Here is a 19,672-nt window from a genome sequence, read left to right as displayed (position 1 = left end):
TCACTTTTATAAAATAAGAAAAATACCTTACCTCTTCTAATAAATTGAGTGGTTCTTACTTTATGCAAAGCGATTATCAACTGATTTGGTTTCGCCAAGATCTCAGAATTCATGATCATGCTGCCCTTTGGCATGCTACACAAACAGGACCTACGATTGCTCTGGTGATCTTGTCACCTGAACAATGGCAACTGCATGATGATGCCCCGATTAAAATTGAGTTTTACTTACGCCAACTCAAACAGCTAAAACAAGCGCTTACTGCGTTAAATATTCCACTGATCACAGTTACAGTGCCACACTGGCAAGATATCCCTAAATTCTTCGAAAATTTATCTCAGCATCTTCATTTTCAACATGTATATGCAAATATTGAACTCGGCGTAAATGAGTTAAAACGTGATCATGACACTCAAGCCTTGTTAAATCGGCATAAAAAAGATCTTATTCTACTCAATGACCGCACGCTTTTCCCTGTCGCTTCGATACGTAATCAATCCAATTTACCTTATCAAGTCTTTGGTGCATTCAAAAAAACCTGCTATCAGCGTTTACAACATGGGTTACCCCAATGTTATCCGTTGCCTGAGACTCAACCCCAAATTAGCTGTGATTTTTCGTCACTGCAAGAAACAGATATTGAAGCATTACAACAACACTACGCGGCAAAACTTCCTCAGCCATGCATAGAAAATTGGAAAATCGGTGAAGCATACGCACTGCATTTACTCGATCAATTTATAGATGAAAAATTGATCAACTATAAAAATGAACGTGACTTACCTGCCCAAGCAGGAACCAGTCAACTCTCGGCGTATATGAATATCGGCATCATCTCAATTCGCCAATGTATTCAGGCCTTATTTCGCCAACAACAAGGTGATTTTATTATCCAATCAGAAGGTCAACAAACATGGCTAGATGAGTTGTTATGGCGCGAGTTTTATCAACATATTCTGTTTGATTTCCCCAAAGTTTCGAAACATTTGCCGTTTAAATCCTCCACCCAAAATATTGGCTGGCGTGATGATCCAATTGGACTTGAAAAATGGAAACAAGGACAAACAGGCATTCCAATCGTTGATGCGGGTATGCGTCAATTACTCGCCACAGGTTGGATGCACAATCGAGTCCGCATGATTTGTGCCATGTTCTTAAGTAAGAATTTACTGATTGATTGGCGTAAGGGTGAACAATGGTTTATGCAACATCTGATTGATGGAGATTTGGCTGCCAATAATGGTGGATGGCAATGGTGTGCATCCACAGGTACCGATGCGGTGCCCTATTTTCGTATCTTCAATCCAGTCAGCCAATCGCAAAAATTTGATCCACAAGGAGATTATATTCGCAAATGGCTGCCTGAGCTTGCTGATTTAGATGACAAATCCATCCATGAACCTTATGCTAAAAATTCAGTTAAAAGCTTAAATTATCCAGTGCCGATCGTCGATCTAAAAAGCAGTCGTGTCCGCGCAATCGAAACATTCAAAGCTTATTTGCACTAGATTATATGAAAAATCAATAAACTTTAGTCTGACCAAATAGATCGTTATTTTTATTTCTGGAATTGTTCAAACAATATACAAAATCCATTGTATCTTGTTGTTTATAACAACGATTTCATAATATTAATAACAAAAAACTATCGTAATAATCAAAGATTAATGCTAATTTGATCACAAAACATACTGAATAAAACTAAACTTACTATGCAGAAAAATCCCGCTCCAGCACTCGTCTTGTGGATTATCTCAGCTCAAGTATTTATGGGTATAGTCGCTTACGAGTGGTTACCAGCAACTTATCGTGGCAGTTGGATCTTCCTTCTCATTCTTGTCATTGCGGGCGCATATTTAAGTGTTGGAAAAGCACTGATATTGGGCTTGGTCATGTTCATTTCGATTGCGGTCTATTTCTTTCTTGATTTAGCCAATCAAACCTATATTGAACGTCAACTGCTGCTTTTATTCGTCGCTCCGACCGCGCCTATTTTTTTTAGTGCCATACGTCATAATATCCAAAATGCATTGGCAAGCTATCGTGCGATCCAAAGTTATGATCGAAATTATCAACATGATATTTTACCACTCACGGCCCTTAAACACTTTCAAGATCAACTTAAAAAGTTATTACAACTCACCCATAAAGATCGCTATGAAGTGGTTAGTATTAAGATTAGCAATACCATACTGATTCGAGAAATGTTGGGTGAGGACATCTGGAAAGAAACTCAAAATAAGATCATGGAGATATTATCGACTGAGCGAGATAGTGTGATTTATCATTTTATTAATGAAGAACTTAGCGAAATTAAAAGTATTGTTATCCATGAAGAAAACAATATAGATAATTCTCCTCCGCTTTTTATTCAACAACTACAAGAACTCACCGTTTTAAAACTTAAAATTGAACAGCACACTGAGTATCTCTCTCAATCCAAACCGGCCAGAGAGGTACCCTGATGTCCGTACTTCTTAATATTTGTGGTTTGCTGGTGGCAACAGAGCATTTTCCAGATACGACTTTGCAACAGTTTTATCAAGAGTATTACCACTGCACTATCCAACCTGCAAAAACTGGATTAAATTCACAAGTTCAATCCCCTGAAGCCGTTAAACAACTGTTTGCTCACCCAGAAACTTGGTGGCCAGTTTTTACCGCAGATCAATTACAGTCTGAGAGTTTCAAACAATTAATTGATAAAGGCGTCAAACCTGGTGTCATTCTGCCAGATGATTATTTTAGTATTGTTGAATATTATAAAATTAAAAAAGCAGTCAATGAAGGTGCTATTCCGATTGCCCTCTTTCAGATGCAGCATCCAAAATATTTTGCATCAAAAGCAACATTTTCAACTGCACTAGGGCTAAGACCTTTGGCAGCACTGATCGAGACAGGATGGGATGAAAACCTGATTGCTCAACCTGCAGGTAATTATATTATTCAATCAGACGATCCCAATAACTTGTCTATTCCTGCACGTAAAGTTCAGCACCACCAACATTATTTCTATCAAGCGACGACCAACACATCCCAAACCACAGGCTATCAAATTCTTATTAATCCGCCGGCAGATATGCCTATAACCAATATTGAATATCCGCAGTTAGGCATATCATGGAACTTTAATAAAATTAAATATACCAGCACACCCGCAGGTGTCGAAACCAACATTTTTGGTTACTTCATGATTGCGACAAGTACCATTGTCATTCCACTAGACTATTTATTGTCATTTCACTTTCCAAGTTTGCTCAGTAGCTTTGGAAGTTCGATCTCTTGGATTTCCCTTTTACTCGGCGGAATCCTGCTGCTTCTCTTGAATATTGCAATCATTCGGAGGAGAAGAATAAATGCCCGCAATTGATATTCTGTTCTTATTTGGCTTTCTCGGGATCTGGATTCCACAGGCATTTTGGGCATGGTTGAGTTACCAAGCGTGGAAATATTCAAAAAATGCAGCCAAGGAACTAGAAAACTTACCCATTCCTGCAGAATGGCCGATGTTGAGTGTGCTTATTCCAGCTTATAACGAAGGCGTGGTCATTGAAGAGACCTTACATGCCATTGCACAGCAGGACTATCCAGCTCACGCCTACGAAGTTTTATTAATTAATGATGGTTCCAAGGATGATACGCTAGAAATTGCTGAACGTATGGCTGCGATTTATCCGTGCATTAAAATTGTCAATGTGCCGAAAGGCATGGGTGGTAAAGGAAAATCACGTACACTCAATAATGGTTTACCTCATGCCAAAGGTGAACTTATCATTGTTTATGATGCGGATAGTACGCCTGAACCGGACTGTGTGCGCCTACTCGCACAAACCCTACTTGCTGATAAAAAACTGGTTGCAGTGAATGGTAAAGTGCGTACTCGTAACTGGCGAGATAGTATTTTGACTCGCTTTATCGCGATCGAATTTATTTTCTTTCAATGGATCTTCCAAGGTGGTCGTTGGCAACGATTTGAACTTTCAACGCTTATGGGAACCAATTATGTGATTTGGCGTGATGCCTTAGAAACACTGGGTGGCTTTGATGAAAAATCACTGGTTGATGATACCGAGATGAGTTTCCGAATCTTTCTCGGTCAAAGACGAATTAAATGGGTGCCTTATGCTGTGGGTTGGCAACAAGATCCGCCTTCCTTAAGTGTTTTCATCAAACAACGATCGCGCTGGACTCAAGGTAACTTCTATGTCACCAGTAAATATTTACCGATCGCGTTAAGAAAGCCTTTTCCGATTGGCATCGAAATTTTTAACAACATTATGTGCTATGTGTTATTTGTTCCCGCGCTGATTTGGAGCCATATTACGCTTACATTGGGCTTACTTGGTATTGCTGGTATTACTTTACCTGGACCCTTTACCGTGTTATGGGGATTATCTTTTTGTTTGTATGTGGCACAAATGTGGTTCACCTTATCTTTAGAACGAGCGAAACCTCAACTATATTTCTTCTCAGTTTTATCCTATGTCACCTATTCACAAATATTTTTATTTATCGTATTTAAAGCGGCTTATGACATGCTGAAAAATAAGATACAAGGAAATTCACTACAGTGGTACAAAACTGAACGTAGTAAGGAGAGAAAATAAAATGAAAAAAAATCGATTAAACCATCCCATTTTCAAAACATTATTAGCAAGTGCGACCCTCTCTTTGCCTATATTTGCTTTTGCAGACACATGGAATACGTGGACATTTGACAATATCAATACCTCAAACAAATACACCATTGAGCCACATTTCTTTTATGTTGGTAAGGGATCTGAATGGCAAAGTATTCGTTTTAGCAGTGACTATTCCACGGAACATTTCACGACTTTGTTGGTGAAATATGACGACAAGCTGATTTATAACACCATGCTAAACGGATCTGGCGAAATCAGCTTTGATATTCCCGCCGCCCAAAGTGGATTTCATCGTTTAGATTTTATTTTACAACAATACTCTCCTCGTACATCACCAGCCGCAGATCGAACCACCTTTTGTAGTGAGGATGTTGACCAAGTCACCTATTTGAGCAACTCGAAAATTGCTTACACCCGACATCGCCCGCTTTATCATTTAAAAGAATTACCCGATGCATTGTTTAACCCACAAGTGGTACGTCCTACGCCTTTTATTGGCGTACTTAAATACAACCCAGCTAACCTAAACGAAGCTTCAATGCTCGGGCGTTTAATGAGTGCATGGGGCTCTGTTACACCAGTCAAATGGTATGAACAAAACCCACCCGATGGTGAAAATGCAGATTTCTTGATTGAGATTTCTAAATCAGCAACCCCCTTGCCAAATGGGACCTTAGTACAACTGAGTGCTCAGAATGATATTCCCATCTTACATATCCAATATGATCAACCTCAAAAGTTGGTCTCCGCGATTAATGGGTTATTAAATCCTAACTATTTACAACAACTGAATACCTCAGCAACCTTCCTACCCGATAAACTTGCTGCACCCGCTTGGGCGAAAATCAAACAAATCAATACCCTTGCAGATCTAGGCATTAGTGATTTCCGTTTAAATCAAGCTGAAAAAAATCTTTTCCTCACGTTCCCGGCTGTGTGGCAACCCACTGATATTTTGCAAGGCCAGATTGCGCTTCGAGTCCAAAGTGGTTTGTTGGAAGGATCAAATATTACGACATGGATTGATGGTGGACTGGCTGGAAGCCTTAAAACAGCGGGCTTAGATTCAGATCCTGTCAATCGACAATTTAACTATTTCGCAAAAACGATCTCAAATGACACAACCTTTAGCATGAAATTGGAAAACTCTGTGATTGTAAACTCGCAATGTTTACCGACCGCAAAAGGATCTTTATGGATTGATACAAAAAAATCGACAGTTAAATTACCGCATAAATTGAAGAATGGGGTTGCATCACTGCCCATGACTTTCGCAACGCATCCTACAATAGCAATTGATGGTCGACCAGGAAGTTTGGAAATCGCACTGATCGTGAGCCAAGCAGCCAAAAAAATGCTGATGACCAATGATCCAGTTCCATTAAATTTTGTTAAATTCGATCCAGCAAAACCTGAACTGATAAATGTTCACGTCAATCCGAATATCTATCGTCAACAAGTCCTTATGCATAAAGATACGGTTTATCCACCTGCTGCAACGCATGGGTTCTTAGTGACTGTCAATGAGCAGCGCTTTGATATCCTGACTGATTCAATTAATGGCGCTCAGAATTTCACTCAACATTGGGAAAAAATTCAGCGAGATATTCCAAACAATGCCAGTAAAATCTTGGTGACTGAAAATGGTCAAGTGTTTACCTTACAGAAAATTATTGTAGGCAATCAGAAAGTACCTCTCGTTCAACAATCCTCTTTCTTTATTTTGGTTTCTATTATCTCTGCTATTATGATTCTCATCATCTTGCTCTGGTACTGGCGAAAAAAACCAAATGCGAACAATAAGGCCGAATAATTTAAAACGTATCATTGCTTTAGCTGTATCAGTCCTCATATTTTTGGGAGGTTGCATGCATTTTTTTCAATCAGAAATGCAGCCTCCACAAATCGAAGGTGTGTTTTGGCAACCTGATTTAAAAACAACCCCACCCAAAGGAAACTGGGATTTATTAGGAGTTTCAACCTTTGTCCCCCAATGGTCTGTTGTGCAAAACAAATCTTGGTTTGATCATGATATTGGGTTCACCAAATGGGATAAAAACATCAACCTTAAACAGCTCAATCAAAACCCATGGGCAGAAAACATTATATTGGGCTTAGCTGGAGAATATGACGAAAAACTAGCGCGTTCTCAAGTTGTTCAACTTGCAGAAAACTCTCAACAAATTATTGATAAAACCCAATCCGTCCCATTAAAAGGATATTACTTTCCAGTCGAAGCTGACCCAACTTGGCTCGGTGTGGGAATTTTAGGGCAAGCCTTGAGTACTCTCCCAAAACCACTTTGGGTCAGTATCTATAGCGCTGAACCCATGCCTGAACACTTAGATGTATGGTTGAAAAGTTGGCTACCGAAGCAGACTCAGGTTTTCTTCCAAGACGGTGTTGGCGTCGGTACGCGCTCCCCTCAACAAGCCAGATTAATCTTAGATGACTTACAACAAGAGTTTGGGTCTGAAAATATTATTGTTGTGTTAGAAGCTTTTCGAGCCACTAAGAATGGTAAGTTTCGTTCAGCCTACCCGTGGGAAATCATTGAGCAGCTGAAAGCCTACGAAGGACAAAAAGTGTATATTTTTGACGGCCCACATTATATGAACCGCATGAGTGTCTATGTCGTAGCGTTGTGGTATAAACTCAAATATGCTTCAAATACAAGAGTGAATTAATCACATTAATCTTGAGCGATTTGATCCAAAATTCGCTGCGATGCTTTTCCATCACCAAACGGATTCGGCACATTCGCCATACTTGCATAATGTGCTTGATCTGAAAGCAACCTTTCAGCTTCCGCGATGATTTTCGCTTGATCAGTGCCGACTAAAATGCCTGCCCCCACTTGAACCACTTCAGGACGCTCGGTAGTTTCTCGCAAAATAAGTACTGGTTTATTAAACGACGGGCTTTCTTCTTGTAAACCACCTGAATCTGTCAAAATAAACGCGGCACGATCAATCACCGCAAGTAGACTTGGATAATCCAATGGTTTGACGAGATGAACCTGTGCATGGTGAGAAAATTTACCATGGACTACATCATGTACGGCTGGATTTAAATGCACTGGCCAAACAAAATGAACATCAGGGTAATGTTGCGCTAAATATTCAACCGCATGACAAATATTTTCAATGCCCTCGCCAAAATTTTCACGGCGATGTGCAGTGATCAATACAATCCTCGCATTTTCTGGAAAGACCAAACCATGCTGCTGTAAATGATCGTGTTGCGTGACTTGTTGATGAATCAGCGCGCGCCCTAGATAAACTGCATCAACAACAGTATTGCCTGTTACGGTAATGCTCTCTGCTGAAATATGTTCCTGTAATAAATTCTGTTTGGACTGTTCTGTTGGCGCGAAATGCCATTTGCTGATTCTAGAGACCAATTGGCGATTTCCTTCCTCAGGAAATGGATGATCCAAATCATAAGAACGTAACCCAGCTTCCACATGTGCCACAGGTATTTTCATAGAAAATGCGACCAATCCAGCCGATAAAACTGTAGTGGTATCGCCTTGAATCACAATTGCATCACGATGTTGCCCATCATTAAAAATCCCTTCTAATTGACTCAAACCTTGAATCAACAATTGGTTTAGACTTTGACCTGCGTTCATCATTTTTAATCGGTGATCTATTCTGATTTGAAAGAACTCAATCGCATCACGTACCAATTCATCATGCTGTCCTGTAAAAATCACTTCGACTTGAAAACGCTCATCTTGTTGAGCCAGCAAGATGACTGGTGCAAGCTTGATCAACTCAGGACGAGTACCAAATACAATTGAAATCAATTTTTTCATGATTAGAAATCCTTATAAAATACAAGCTCGGTACGGGTGTTGTTATAACGATCTTGACCATTGGCTAAGGCATCTTTGAGATAATGCCCATATAGCCGTTCAACTCGTAATTTTACTGGCACATAATTGAAAGGCTGCCAAGCCACACCTGCACCATACTCAAATAAATTATTATAATTTTCACCCTCAGAATCAGCTAATGCATGCAGTTTGGCATAAGCTTGTACTGTACCAGTATCACCACGATAAACATTAAAACCAGAACGCAATCTCAAATCTGCGATCACGTTATAATCCTCACGCGAGTAACTTGCGACATTGCCATACAGATCGGTAAAATAATCATTCCAAATACTGCGTTGCGCTAGGCTTTGATCGAAATACCATTCCTGATAACCCGTTAAACCACCCACCACACTTTCACGAAACCTATCCCGATTGCGGTCAATCAAATCATAACTACCACCAACTTCTAAATAAGCTCGAATAGGTACTGATAGCCAAGGCTGATAATTGGCACCGATACCAACAGTCGCTGCATTTTCATCAATGATTTCTGGACGGACACCACCTTTAGATTTTGTGTCACGGTTAAGATTCACAAAACCATAGACTTGTGCACGACCATTATCCAAGTTACGCCCATAACGCATTTTTAGAGGAAAAATGAAGTCGTCATAACGGGACTCATAGGAAGGTGCAAAATAAATATCTTTGAATACAGGTTTGACTACCCCACCACTTAAGTTTTGCACCGCTTGTTGTGCTTTGGTCGCGATTTCTACATCATTTGACTGGGTCAACATTTTGAATATTGGTAAAGCTTCTTTATCTCTCTTTTGTTGATTTAACAAATATGCTTCTTGTAATTTAAGCTGATCGTCCTGAGGCGCAAGCTGTGACGCCTGACGAACACTTTGTAAGGCTTCAGGTTGCTTATTCAGTCGAATTTGTAAATAAGTCAGACTTTTCCAAACTTTGACATCTTGTGGCGTCAGTTGTGCAAGCTCCAGTAAGATTTTTTCTGCCTGCTCAGGCTGACTTTGTTCAATTTTATAAAAACTGTCCCAACGATCATAGATTGGATTGCCCGGCTTATAGGCTGCATCTCCCTCTTTGACAAAATCAGACTCGGCACTCATCACCTGCTGTATTGGGAATAAAAGACCCAACATAAACAAGGTATGACTCAGCAGCTTATTTTTTGATTTTTTCATCGCAGATCTCAACTCAGAATACCGATTTAAAATGTTAGGAAAGACAGACTTAACTCAAGTTATAATATTATGTTATTCACATATTATAACTAAATCATCATTATGAAATGGTTAAAATAAGTTATTTTATAAGCAAGTTAAGTTGATGAATCATTGATAAAAATCAATCTATATAACTCAAAAATTAACTGATGCTTTGTTTTATACACAAAATTAAATGAAGATTAAATAGAGAAAATTATGACTTTTTCACACCATGCTGAACCTCATGCGATACAACGTTCTGGCTGGCTTCGTGCCGCAGTGCTTGGCGCAAATGATGGGATTATATCTGTCACCAGTTTGGTCATGGGCATGGCAGCCAGTGGCGCGCACGCTCAGACGCTGTTAGTCACCTGTATCGCTGGACTGATTGCTGGTGCAACCTCAATGGCGGCAGGTGAATATGTGTCAGTAAAATCACAAGAAGATATTGAAAAAGCTGACTTAAAATTTGAAGCTAAGGAATTAAAAAGGAATCCTGAAGCCGAATTAAATGAGTTAACACAGATTTATATCACACGAGGATTAGCACCAGCATTGGCTCTAGAAGTTGCAACACAATTGACCGCGCATGATGCTCTGGGCGCGCACGCTAGAGATGAAATCGGCATTCATGAAAATACAGCAGCCAATCCGATTCAAGCAGCGCTCTCCTCTGCTGCCGCTTTTTCTTGTGGTGCAGCACTTCCAATGTTCGCGATATTGCTTAGTGCTGAAACCTATATTTCGCAGACGGTGATGTTCACTGGAATTTTATCTCTCGCGTTATTGGGTGCAATGTCAGGATATATAGCCAACACCTCAATACTCAAGAGTAGCCTACGCATTACACTGTGGGGAATTCTCGCTATGTTATTTTCTAGTTGGGTCGGTTCTCTATTCAATGTGCAGACCCTTTAGAGATGCTTGCTTTTTCGAAATCCGAGTGAATGTATAAGAATTAATTTACGGCGGAATAAAGCTTTTTTTATCGTTTGGTTGTATGATCAGAGATAACTGAATGATCTACAATTAGTGTGAACATTCCACTAAATTAGATTCTCGCAGTTCTGAACTGACCAATGTAGAGAAGTGTTTTGATACATCGATTTGGGATATTGTTTGCATTTGCAACAATTGCATTACAGATTGCTGTTTTTCTACAGCCACTATTGCCAGAGAAATATCAAATTTCTCCTGCATGTGAGACTGTGTTGCATTTGTCATCCCAATTTAGACCTCAGCAAGATCTGCATGCACATCACTCACATGCTGAACATCATCATAGTATTGCCTCAGATCAGGTCGTTTCAAATTCAACCAATCATGGACATCAACATGATTTTAACCATCAATGTCCATTCTGTTTTTTCTACGGACAATTGGTTGTTCCTCCAACGTTAGGTGTTAAAGAAGTTTTGGTTCGCTTACAGGTGCGTTATTTGCATCTACAACAAGTGTTCATCAGCTTCTTCTTTTCTTTACAACGACTATTTCTTACGCCCCAAGGTCGTGCTCCACCACTTGCTTTTTCAGTGATTTAGTTTGTCTAAAATTATTTATTGAGAAAGTGAGTTATATATGCTTTATCGAGTTTCTTTTGCTATCGTTCAGCAAGAGCCAGCGATATACATCGCTAAAAAAATACAGTGTTTAGATGATATTCAACAGACTCCCTCTGTACTGGAGAATTCGCTATGGACTTAGGTTTAACTGCATTAGAACTGGCCCGTATCCAGTTCGCTTTTACTGTTTCATTTCATATTATTTTTCCTGCTACCTCTATTGGACTGGCTTGTTTCCTGGCGGTTTTAGAATGGAAATGGTTAAAAAGCCACGATCCAATTTACAAAGATTTATATAAGTACTGGCTTAAAATCTTCGCCGTCACTTTTGGTATGGGCGTGGTTTCAGGTGTGGTGATGAGCTATCAGTTCGGCACCAACTGGAGTGAGTTCTCCCGTATTTCAGGAAGTATCACAGGGCCATTACTGACCTATGAAGTGCTTTCGGCTTTTTTCCTCGAAGCTGGATTCCTCGGCATCATGTTATTTGGCTGGGGGCGAGTCAGTGAAAAAGCGCATTTCTTTGCGACGCTGATGGTAGCCATCGGTACATGTATCTCAATGTTCTGGATATTATCCTCCAATAGCTGGATGCAAACACCGCAAGGCTTTGCGATTGAAAATGGCATCATCGTTCCAACAGATTGGTTTGCGATTGTCTTTAATCCATCATTCCCATACCGTTTTGCGCACATGGCAGTGGCTGCATTTCTTGTTTCTGCATTAGTTGTGGCTGCTACGGCTGCTTGGCACTTACTTCGCGGTCGCCGTGATGCATTGGTCAAAAAATCGTTTTCAATGGCGATGTGGATGATCTTATTTGCTGCACCAGCACAAGTGGTGATTGGTGATCATCACGGTTTAAATACTTTGAAATATCAACCTGCAAAACTCGCTGCGATGGAAGGACACTGGGAAACCAATGTCAATGAACCTATGCCGCTTTATCTTTTTGGTATCCCTGATATGCAAGCAGAGACCACCAAATATGCAGTGGGTATCCCCTATTTGGGCAGCTTGATTCTTACACATAGTCTCGATGGCGAAGTCAAAGGTTTAAAAGAGTTTGCACCTGAAGATCGACCAAACTCAACCTTGGTGTTTTGGAGTTTCCGTATCATGGTGGGTCTCGGCACACTGATGGTTTTATTGGCGCTTGTCGGGTTAATCCTACGTAGAAAAGATCAAATTTATGAGAAAAAATGGTTTCATAAATTCGCTCTAATCATGGGACCAACGGGCTACATCGCTTTATTGGCAGGCTGGTTTACCACTGAATTAGGGCGTCAACCATGGGTGGTTTATGGTGTTTTACGGACTAAAGATGCCTTATCCAGTGTTTCTGCTGAACAAGTTGGACTCACGCTGATTATCTTTGTAGTGGTCTATACCATCGTCTTTGGTACAGGTATTTACTACATCCTCAAGCTAATGCACAAAGGTCCTCAGTTTATCGATACACCAATACCAGAGACTGGAGGCGTTGGACATTTCAAAACTCCAATGCGTCCTTTAAGCGCTGTTGATGACAGTCTTGAAAACAAAGATCAAGGCAAAGGAGAATAACATGTTGGATATTTCTCTCATTTGGGCAATGATCATTGCCTTTGGTGTATTGATCTATGTGGTGCTCGATGGTTTTGATCTCGGTATCGGCATTTTGTTCCCTTTTATAAAAGGAAAACAAGAACGAGACGTGATGATGAATACCGTTGCACCTGTTTGGGATGGCAATGAAACATGGATGGTGTTAGGCGGTGCAGGTTTGTTCGCTGCGTTTCCAATCGTTTACGCCACGGTTTTATCCGCACTATATATGCCAATTACCTTAATGGTGATTGCCTTAATCTTTAGAGGTGTTGCATTTGAGTTTCGTTTCAAAGCGAATCGTTCTAAAGCACTTTGGGATATGGCCTTTATCTGGGGTTCAACGCTGGCGAGTTTCTTCCAAGGCGTGATTTTAGGTGCTTATATTCAGGGCTTAAAAACAGAGAATGGTATATACGTCGGTGGCGGTTTAGACTGGCTGACTCCTTTTGCACTGTTTACGGGTTTCGGTGTGGTAGTGATGTATGCAGCTTTAGGTTGTGGCTGGCTCATCCTGAAAACAGATCAGGAATTGCAAAACAAAATGTACAACCTGATGCCAAAACTGATCTTCACCCTATTGGCTATTTTCGTTGCCGTCAGCTTGTACACGCCTTATAGTCAGCCAGCAATCGCTGAGAAATGGTTTGCTTTACCGCAATTAATTTATTTTAGTCCTGTTCCAATTTTAGTAATCGCCTTTACGTTCCTAGCATGGCGTGCCTGTGTAAAACGAAGTGAATATAAACCTTTCATTTATACCCTCATGCTGATGTTTCTTGCTTACTCAGGTTTTGTCATCAGTCTTTGGCCATACATCATCCCGCCGTCGGTCACGATATGGGAAGCTGCTGCCCCAAGAAATAGTCAGCTATTTTCGTTAGTTGGTGCAGGCATTATGATTCCAATCATCTTGGTCTACACCTTTTGGGGTTACTGGATTTTTAGAGACAAAGTTCGTATTGGTGACGACGGCTATCATTGAGGTGAAGTCAAATGAAAAAATCACAAATCAAATGGTTCATTGGCTTGTGGCTGGTTGGCTTTTTAGGGTTAGCGATCATCGCTGGACTCTTTAAAGGCTTATTGATGCTTGCTTACCAATAATCTCTTTTCTGGGTGTTTGACCGATGATTGGTCAAACACCTGTTTATTTTCCTATAAGCTTTGCATTCCTCAACTAAATAACCATTATTATTTGCTATTTTTTTTAAATCTAAGCTATGTTGATTTAAAAGCAATTAGGAAAATGACATGTCAATTTTAGAATTATTTGAAATAAAACATCCTATTTTTCTGGCTCCTATGGCCGGTGTTTCTACACCAACACTCGCGGCAGAAGTTTCCAATCAGGGTGCTCTCGGTTCTTTAGGCCTCGGTGCAAATACCCCTGAATCAGCCAAAGCGCAAATTTTAAAAACGCAAGAACTGACGGACCTCCCATTTCAAGTCAACTTTTTTTGCCATCAGCCAGAACCACTCAATGCTGAAATTGCGAAGCAATGGATTGAATATTTACAGCCTGAATTTGCTAAATTTGATGCAACGTCTCCCACACAATTGAATTGCATCTATCCGAGTTTTTTAGAAAATGATGATTTCCTCAATGTCGTTTTAGAAACCAAACCCAAAGCAGTCAGTTTTCATTTCGGAATTCCTCATCCACATCAAATTCAAGCACTCAAACAGGCTGGAATTATCACTATGGTTTCAGCAACCAACCTGATTGAGGCACAACAAATTGAGGCTGCTGGCATTGATATCATTATTGCGCAAGGTATTGAGGCAGGTGGACATCGCGGTATTTTCAATCAACATGTTGATGCTGCAATTAAAACCAGTGATCTTGTTCAACTGCTCACCCAACATTGTACCTGCCCTGTGGTCGCAGCAGGTGGCATCATGAATGGAGATCAAGCAAAAACCATGTTTAAACTGGGTGCCTCGGCTGTACAACTCGGTACCGCATTTGTGCAATGTAAAAGTTCCAGTGCCAACGCAGCTTATCGCAAAGCATTATTTAGTCAAAAAATCACCCAAATCAGCGCTAGTTTATCAGGACGACCTGCGCGTGGTTTGCTCGGAACATGGCATACCCAAATTGATAGCCCGCATCGTCCCACTGTACCGGCATACCCATATAGCTATGATTTAGCCAAACAACTGATGGGGATTGCTAACCAACACGATGATTTTAGCTATGGTTCATTTTGGGCGGGAAGCAATGTGGCTCAAATTCGAGAATTAGAAGCTGCCGATTTAGTCAATCAACTGATTGTAGAAATCACAACACGGTAAAAAATTAATAAAAAAATCGACCCCAATAGGTCGATTTTTTTTATTGCAGTCTATTTAAATAATTCTAACAACGCTCTCTGTGCATTATAAGGCTCTTCGCCCTCTGCTGGTGTCGCACGTTGCCACGTCCCATCTGCTTGCAATAACCACGCTTGTTGATTGTCTTTGAGATAATTCAATAAGCCTTGCTGATAAATCCGTTTTTTCAAAGCAGGCTCTTCAATAGGAAAACAGGCTTCTACACGATTAAATAAGTTGCGATCCATCCAGTCAGCACTCGAACAATAAATTCGTGGATTACCATTATTACTAAAATAATAGACACGAGTATGTTCTAAAAAGCGTCCGACGATAGAACGAACACGGATATTTTCGGATAAATTTGGCAAACCTGGGCGCAAACAGCAAATTGAACGGATGATTAAATCAATTTGTACACCAGCTTGTGACGCTTCATACAACTTATTAATAAGTTGAACTTCAGTTAACGCATTCACTTTAATAATAATTTGTGCAGGTTTACCCGCTTTCACGTTGGCAATTTCATCATCGATAAAGTTAATCAAATGTGCATGTAAGGTAAATGGCGCGTGCAATAACTTTTTCAGTTTTGCCATCTTGCCCATACCCGTCAACTCTTGGAACACGCGATGTACATCTTCACAGAGTTCTTTATCGGTGGTCATGAGCCCATAATCAGTATAGATTCGAGCATTACCTGCATGATAGTTACCTGTGCCCAAATGCACATAACGAACCAATTTATTATTTTCTCGGCGTACCACCAAGATCATCTTGGCATGGGTTTTATAACCCACGATACCATACACCACCACAGCGCCCGCTTCTTGCAGCACATTGGCGACTTCAATATTGGATTCTTCATCAAAGCGCGCACGTAATTCAATGACCGCTGTTACTTCCTTGCCATTACGGGCAGCTTCGGCAAGCACCTGTACAATTTCCGAGTCTGCACCACTACGATACAAGGTTTGTTTAATTGCTAACACCTGTGGATCACGTGCCGCTTCACGTAATAATTGAATCACAGGCGCAAAAGACTCAAACGGATGATGTAATAAAATCTCTTGTTTTTGCATCGCCGCAAAGATGCTTTCAGACTTCTTAAATACTCTTGGCAAAACTGGCGTATGCGAGTCATAGCGCAAATGCGGACGTTTAAAGTTTGACAATAAACGCGCCAAATTGACTGGGCCATCAACTTTATATAGTTGCTCTTCTCCCAACTCAAATTCAGCCAATAAATAATCATAGATATGCTTTGGACAATTCTGTGTGACTTCCAAACGTACCGCACGTCCAAAGCGACGCGAACTCAACTCACCTTTCAAGGCTTTGGCCAAATCTTCAACATCTTCGTTCAAAGCCAAGTCGGCGTTACGTGTGACTCGAAATTGATAACATCCTGTTGCCGTCATGCCTGGGAACAAGTCGGATACATGCTCATGGATAATGGCAGACAGCATCACATGATGTTCTTTACCCTCAGTAAGTTCATCAGGTAAACGTACGACACGCGGTAACGAGCGTGGTGCAGGAACAACAGCCAAATCAATTTGACGACCAAAGGCATCTTTACCTTCTAATGTCACCACAAAGTTGAGGCTTTTGTTCACTAAACGGGGAAATGGATGTGCTGGATCAAGACTAATCGGTGTTAAAACAGGTGCAACTTGCTCTTGGAAATATTTTTTAATCCAAGCAGACTGTGCAGGTGTTAATTCACCACGACGTAAAAAACAAATATCTTCTTCACGTAACTTCGGCAAAATTTCTTCATTGAGAATACGATATTGATGTTCAATCGCGGCATGTGCTGTGATGGAGATTTGCTCCAAAACCTGCTTAGGGGTAAAACCATCAGGCGTACGGCTTTCATTGCCTAGAGTCAATTGCTCCATCACTCCTGCTACGCGAATTTCAAAAAACTCATCTAAGTTACGTGAAAAAATCAGCAGGAAATTCATCCGTTCCAATAATGGATGAAGTGGATCAACCGCCTGTTCAAGCACACGTAAATGGAAATCAAGAATGGAAAGTTCTCGATTAATATAACGATCGTTGTAACTGTATTCTATTGGCGCTGTTGTCGTCACTGCAGTATTCATACTGAACCTTGTGCATTATCATTCATCAAGTGATAATTTAAGTATGCTGCAAAATTATGTCAATTTGGTAAAAAAGCCCAAAAATATTGGGCTTTTTCGCATTTAAATTATTTATTGTGGTTTTTGTGTGCCATTCATATATTTCAAAATCACACGTTTACGGTATTGCAGCTTTCGATCATTGCGGTTGTCTTGGTAATATTTAGGATTAGGTAGTAATGCAGCGAGAAAGGCCGCTTGCTCACGGGTTAAGCTTTTTGAACTTTTACCATAATAATATTGCGCTGCAGCCTCTACGCCATAAATGTTCTGTCCGAATTCAACTGAGTTCATATACACTTCTAAAATTCGACGTTTTGACCATACCCGTTCCATCATCCATGTCGCGACTGCTTCTTGTCCCTTACGAATAAATGAACGCTTGTTATACAGAAATAAGTTTTTCGCTAATTGTTGTGAAATGGTCGAACCACCAGCCACCACCTCACCCTTTTTATTATTTCGTTCTAAGGCATGTTGAATACCCGCCCAGTCAAAACCATGATGATGAATAAATTTTGCATCTTCCCCAGCTAGAACTGCATGTTTGAAGTTATCGCTAATCTGATCATAATCACGCCAGTCGTGCTGAATCGGTTTCAAGTCAGACCAATAGTCTAAACGCATAAACATGGTTGTGTTTACAGGGTGAGTTCGCCACCACACTAAACTACTAAAAATCCAAAGCTGAATGAGTAAAATCACGCCGATGATCAGCATCACAACACGGGCTAAAAAGGCTTTCATTAAAGTGCATCACTCCTTCTGCATTTGTCTGTGAAATATCAACAGACATTGATTCATGCTAAGCTATTTTTTATTTCAATGACTCGCCAAGCATATGACTGAAACAACTCCACCACAAATCAATCAAAAATTACAGATGCAAACATGGTGGTTTACCGCGCTATTGATCGCCGTCAATGTCGGATTATTTAGTTGGCAAATTCTCACAGGTGTGAATATTACCGATCCTTCACCTGTTGATGCAATTGCTTGGGGTGCGGATTTCACACCTCTGACGTTTTTGGGTCAGCCCGAACGACTACTCAGCAGCATGTTTTTTCATTTCGGAATGATTCACTTGATGCTGAATATGTGGGCATTATACATTTTTGGTAGTATTGCCGAACAACTGTTTGGTCGGACTTATTATATTGCTCTGTATTTTCTAGCAGGGTTAATGGGCAGTGTGCTTTCCAGCTATCTGAGTATTTTAGATGCCTATCAATTATTACAACACTTTGATGTAAAGCTATTACCGAAAATCAGTGCAGGTGCATCAGGCGCAGTCATGGGCTTAGGTGCTGCACTGACGGTTATCTCCCTATTTCCAACTTTGCCACGACAACGGTTTTTGTTAGATAAAAAATCTCTACTCTTGATTATGGGCATCAACCTCGTATTTGGTTTTACCGTTTCAGGCATCAATAATGCTGCACATATTGGCGGTATGATCATGGGGGCTTTTCTCGCAGGCGCTTGGTATTTCAGTCAAAAAGTTGTGAAAACCAATTTCATCCAAATCACAGCGATCTTCATTGCGACGTTATTACTCGCAGCATTCTATTTTTACTGTACCCAGTTAAGCATTGAACTTCATCCATTATGGTATGAGATTTTGATGCAAAATAAACTCAATTAAAATCGCTTAAACAATTAAATTGGGCGATCATCTCAAACAAATCACCGCCCAATTTAATCCATTCATTTACATACTACCCTTTCAACATTGACTAAAATCCATCCATTTATTATGCTTTTTTTGTCAAAAACAGATTAGGTTTGGGACGGTTGGCCCATTCCCTCGTTGATACGAGTTCTTCCGTTATTCGACTAACGGCCCATGACGAATAATGTACTCACTTCATGTAGGTACATCTATGACATCAAAAGGGGCACAAATATGAAACCACACATTTCCATTTTAACGCTTGGCGTTACCGATCTAGAACAATCGCTTATTTTCTACCGTGATGGTCTTGGGCTACAAACAGAAGGTATTGTAGGTCAGGAGTTTGAACATGGCGCTGTTGCTTTCTTTGATCTTCAACGCGGACTAAAACTCGCAATCTTTGCTCAAGAAGATCTCGCGATTGATGCAGGATTAATTCAGCAACCCATTAGTTCAACCGCCATGTCGATTGGACATAATGTCAGCAATAAAAGTGAGGTTGATGAAATTATGGAAACTGCGAAAAAAGCAGGTGCTGTCATCGTGAAACAAGCCCAGGATACTTTTTATGGCGGTTACGCAGGATACTTTCTTGATCCCAATGGCCATCTTTGGGAAATCGTCTGGAATCCACAGATTATGCCACCCTCTGATTTTTGATCAAACGAAGTTTTTTAA

The 19,672-nt window shown here is 40.4% G+C and carries 17 protein-coding genes; 13 read left to right on the top strand and 4 right to left on the bottom strand.

Going from position 1 to position 19,672, the window contains the following annotated elements; translation table 11 throughout:
* Positions 1 to 62 precede the first annotated feature (62 nt).
* The 6 genes from EXE30_RS07070 (at position 63) to EXE30_RS07045 (ending at position 7,330) form a co-directional block, all read left to right on the top strand.
* Positions 63 to 1,508, top strand: a complete 1,446-nt coding sequence (locus EXE30_RS07070) for a cryptochrome/photolyase family protein (protein WP_130161796.1) — start codon at positions 63 to 65, stop codon at positions 1,506 to 1,508.
* Positions 1,509 to 1,712: 204 nt separating this feature from the next.
* On the top strand, positions 1,713 to 2,465 hold the full coding sequence (locus tag EXE30_RS07065; RefSeq protein WP_130161795.1) for a hypothetical protein: 753 nt from the start codon (positions 1,713 to 1,715) through the stop codon (positions 2,463 to 2,465).
* Positions 2,465 to 3,370 (top strand): hypothetical protein, encoded by a 906-nt coding sequence (locus EXE30_RS07060; RefSeq protein WP_130161794.1) that lies wholly within the window; start codon positions 2,465 to 2,467, stop codon positions 3,368 to 3,370. The genes EXE30_RS07065 and EXE30_RS07060 overlap by 1 nt, the downstream gene beginning before the upstream one ends.
* On the top strand, positions 3,357 to 4,607 hold the full coding sequence (locus tag EXE30_RS07055; RefSeq protein ID WP_130161793.1) for a glycosyltransferase family 2 protein: 1,251 nt from the start codon (positions 3,357 to 3,359) through the stop codon (positions 4,605 to 4,607). The genes EXE30_RS07060 and EXE30_RS07055 overlap by 14 nt, the downstream gene beginning before the upstream one ends.
* A 1-nt stretch (position 4,608) precedes the next feature.
* Complete coding sequence (locus EXE30_RS07050) at positions 4,609 to 6,456, top strand: hypothetical protein (RefSeq protein ID WP_130161792.1); 1,848 nt, start codon at positions 4,609 to 4,611, stop codon at positions 6,454 to 6,456.
* A 55-nt stretch (positions 6,457 to 6,511) separates the two neighbouring features.
* Positions 6,512 to 7,330, top strand: a complete 819-nt coding sequence (locus tag EXE30_RS07045) for an alpha-amylase family protein (RefSeq protein ID WP_130161791.1) — start codon at positions 6,512 to 6,514, stop codon at positions 7,328 to 7,330.
* Positions 7,331 to 7,335: 5 nt separating this feature from the next.
* On the opposite strand, the gene wecB is transcribed toward EXE30_RS07045, so the two are convergent.
* Both wecB and EXE30_RS07035 read right to left on the bottom strand, forming a co-directional pair.
* Complete coding sequence (wecB, locus tag EXE30_RS07040; protein WP_130161790.1) at positions 7,336 to 8,463, bottom strand: non-hydrolyzing UDP-N-acetylglucosamine 2-epimerase; 1,128 nt, start codon at positions 8,461 to 8,463, stop codon at positions 7,336 to 7,338.
* 2 nt (positions 8,464 to 8,465) lie between these two features.
* Positions 8,466 to 9,680: a tetratricopeptide repeat protein gene (locus EXE30_RS07035; protein ID WP_130161789.1), complete on the bottom strand. Its 1,215-nt coding sequence runs from the start codon at positions 9,678 to 9,680 to the stop codon at positions 8,466 to 8,468.
* Positions 9,681 to 9,920: 240 nt separating this feature from the next.
* Here EXE30_RS07035 and EXE30_RS07030 point away from each other — a divergent pair, with 240 nt between their 5' ends.
* The 5 genes from EXE30_RS07030 (at position 9,921) to EXE30_RS07010 (ending at position 15,151) form a co-directional block, all read left to right on the top strand.
* Positions 9,921 to 10,622 carry a VIT1/CCC1 transporter family protein gene (locus tag EXE30_RS07030; protein WP_130161788.1) on the top strand — a complete coding sequence of 234 codons (702 nt, stop codon included), beginning with the start codon at positions 9,921 to 9,923 and terminating at the stop codon, positions 10,620 to 10,622.
* 176 nt (positions 10,623 to 10,798) lie between these two features.
* Complete coding sequence (locus tag EXE30_RS07025) at positions 10,799 to 11,245, top strand: DUF2946 family protein (RefSeq protein WP_171457337.1); 447 nt, start codon at positions 10,799 to 10,801, stop codon at positions 11,243 to 11,245.
* A gap of 153 nt (positions 11,246 to 11,398) precedes the next feature.
* Positions 11,399 to 12,832, top strand: a complete 1,434-nt coding sequence (locus EXE30_RS07020; protein WP_005197855.1) for a cytochrome ubiquinol oxidase subunit I — start codon at positions 11,399 to 11,401, stop codon at positions 12,830 to 12,832.
* A 1-nt stretch (position 12,833) separates the two neighbouring features.
* Complete coding sequence (gene cydB, locus EXE30_RS07015) at positions 12,834 to 13,838, top strand: cytochrome d ubiquinol oxidase subunit II (RefSeq protein ID WP_130161787.1); 1,005 nt, start codon at positions 12,834 to 12,836, stop codon at positions 13,836 to 13,838.
* A gap of 269 nt (positions 13,839 to 14,107) precedes the next feature.
* A complete protein-coding gene (locus tag EXE30_RS07010; protein WP_130161786.1) occupies positions 14,108 to 15,151 on the top strand; it encodes an NAD(P)H-dependent flavin oxidoreductase in 1,044 nt (347 codons plus the stop codon).
* Positions 15,152 to 15,201: 50 nt separating this feature from the next.
* Here the strand turns inward: EXE30_RS07010 and ppk1 are convergent, their stop codons facing one another.
* Both ppk1 and mtgA read right to left on the bottom strand, forming a co-directional pair.
* Positions 15,202 to 17,280 (bottom strand): polyphosphate kinase 1, encoded by a 2,079-nt coding sequence (gene ppk1 / locus EXE30_RS07005; protein WP_130161785.1) that lies wholly within the window; start codon positions 17,278 to 17,280, stop codon positions 15,202 to 15,204.
* A 111-nt stretch (positions 17,281 to 17,391) separates the two neighbouring features.
* Entirely contained in the window at positions 17,392 to 18,066 is a 675-nt protein-coding gene (gene mtgA, locus EXE30_RS07000) for a monofunctional biosynthetic peptidoglycan transglycosylase (protein WP_130161784.1), read from the bottom strand.
* 94 nt (positions 18,067 to 18,160) lie between these two features.
* Between mtgA and EXE30_RS06995 the strand changes: the two genes are divergently transcribed.
* Both EXE30_RS06995 and EXE30_RS06990 read left to right on the top strand, forming a co-directional pair.
* Complete coding sequence (locus EXE30_RS06995; RefSeq protein ID WP_130161783.1) at positions 18,161 to 18,964, top strand: rhomboid family intramembrane serine protease; 804 nt, start codon at positions 18,161 to 18,163, stop codon at positions 18,962 to 18,964.
* Positions 18,965 to 19,225: 261 nt separating this feature from the next.
* Positions 19,226 to 19,654, top strand: a complete 429-nt coding sequence (locus EXE30_RS06990; protein WP_130161782.1) for a VOC family protein — start codon at positions 19,226 to 19,228, stop codon at positions 19,652 to 19,654.
* Positions 19,655 to 19,672: the final 18 nt, after the last annotated feature.

Source organism: Acinetobacter halotolerans (genome assembly GCF_004208515.1).
Lineage (GTDB): Bacteria > Pseudomonadota > Gammaproteobacteria > Pseudomonadales > Moraxellaceae > Acinetobacter > Acinetobacter halotolerans.
Note: the sequence above shows the minus strand (reverse complement) of the source record. Positions and strands in the feature narration are given on the sequence as shown.

Excerpts from the sequence above, each read along its gene's own strand:
- EXE30_RS07070 (WP_130161796.1), top strand. The coding sequence starts at position 63 with ATGCAAAGCGATTATCAACTGATTTGGTTTCGCCAAGATCTCAGAATT.
- EXE30_RS07065 (WP_130161795.1), top strand. The coding sequence starts at position 1,713 with ATGCAGAAAAATCCCGCTCCAGCACTCGTCTTGTGGATTATCTCAGCT.
- EXE30_RS07060 (WP_130161794.1), top strand. The coding sequence starts at position 2,465 with ATGTCCGTACTTCTTAATATTTGTGGTTTGCTGGTGGCAACAGAGCAT.
- EXE30_RS07055 (WP_130161793.1), top strand. The coding sequence starts at position 3,357 with ATGCCCGCAATTGATATTCTGTTCTTATTTGGCTTTCTCGGGATCTGG.
- EXE30_RS07050 (WP_130161792.1), top strand. The coding sequence starts at position 4,609 with ATGAAAAAAAATCGATTAAACCATCCCATTTTCAAAACATTATTAGCA.
- EXE30_RS07045 (WP_130161791.1), top strand. The coding sequence starts at position 6,512 with ATGCATTTTTTTCAATCAGAAATGCAGCCTCCACAAATCGAAGGTGTG.
- wecB (WP_130161790.1), bottom strand. The coding sequence starts at position 8,463 with ATGAAAAAATTGATTTCAATTGTATTTGGTACTCGTCCTGAGTTGATC.
- EXE30_RS07035 (WP_130161789.1), bottom strand. The coding sequence starts at position 9,680 with ATGAAAAAATCAAAAAATAAGCTGCTGAGTCATACCTTGTTTATGTTG.
- EXE30_RS07030 (WP_130161788.1), top strand. The coding sequence starts at position 9,921 with ATGACTTTTTCACACCATGCTGAACCTCATGCGATACAACGTTCTGGC.
- EXE30_RS07020 (WP_005197855.1), top strand. The coding sequence starts at position 11,399 with ATGGACTTAGGTTTAACTGCATTAGAACTGGCCCGTATCCAGTTCGCT.
- cydB (WP_130161787.1), top strand. The coding sequence starts at position 12,834 with ATGTTGGATATTTCTCTCATTTGGGCAATGATCATTGCCTTTGGTGTA.
- EXE30_RS07010 (WP_130161786.1), top strand. The coding sequence starts at position 14,108 with ATGTCAATTTTAGAATTATTTGAAATAAAACATCCTATTTTTCTGGCT.
- ppk1 (WP_130161785.1), bottom strand. The coding sequence starts at position 17,280 with ATGAATACTGCAGTGACGACAACAGCGCCAATAGAATACAGTTACAAC.
- mtgA (WP_130161784.1), bottom strand. The coding sequence starts at position 18,066 with ATGAAAGCCTTTTTAGCCCGTGTTGTGATGCTGATCATCGGCGTGATT.
- EXE30_RS06995 (WP_130161783.1), top strand. The coding sequence starts at position 18,161 with ATGACTGAAACAACTCCACCACAAATCAATCAAAAATTACAGATGCAA.
- EXE30_RS06990 (WP_130161782.1), top strand. The coding sequence starts at position 19,226 with ATGAAACCACACATTTCCATTTTAACGCTTGGCGTTACCGATCTAGAA.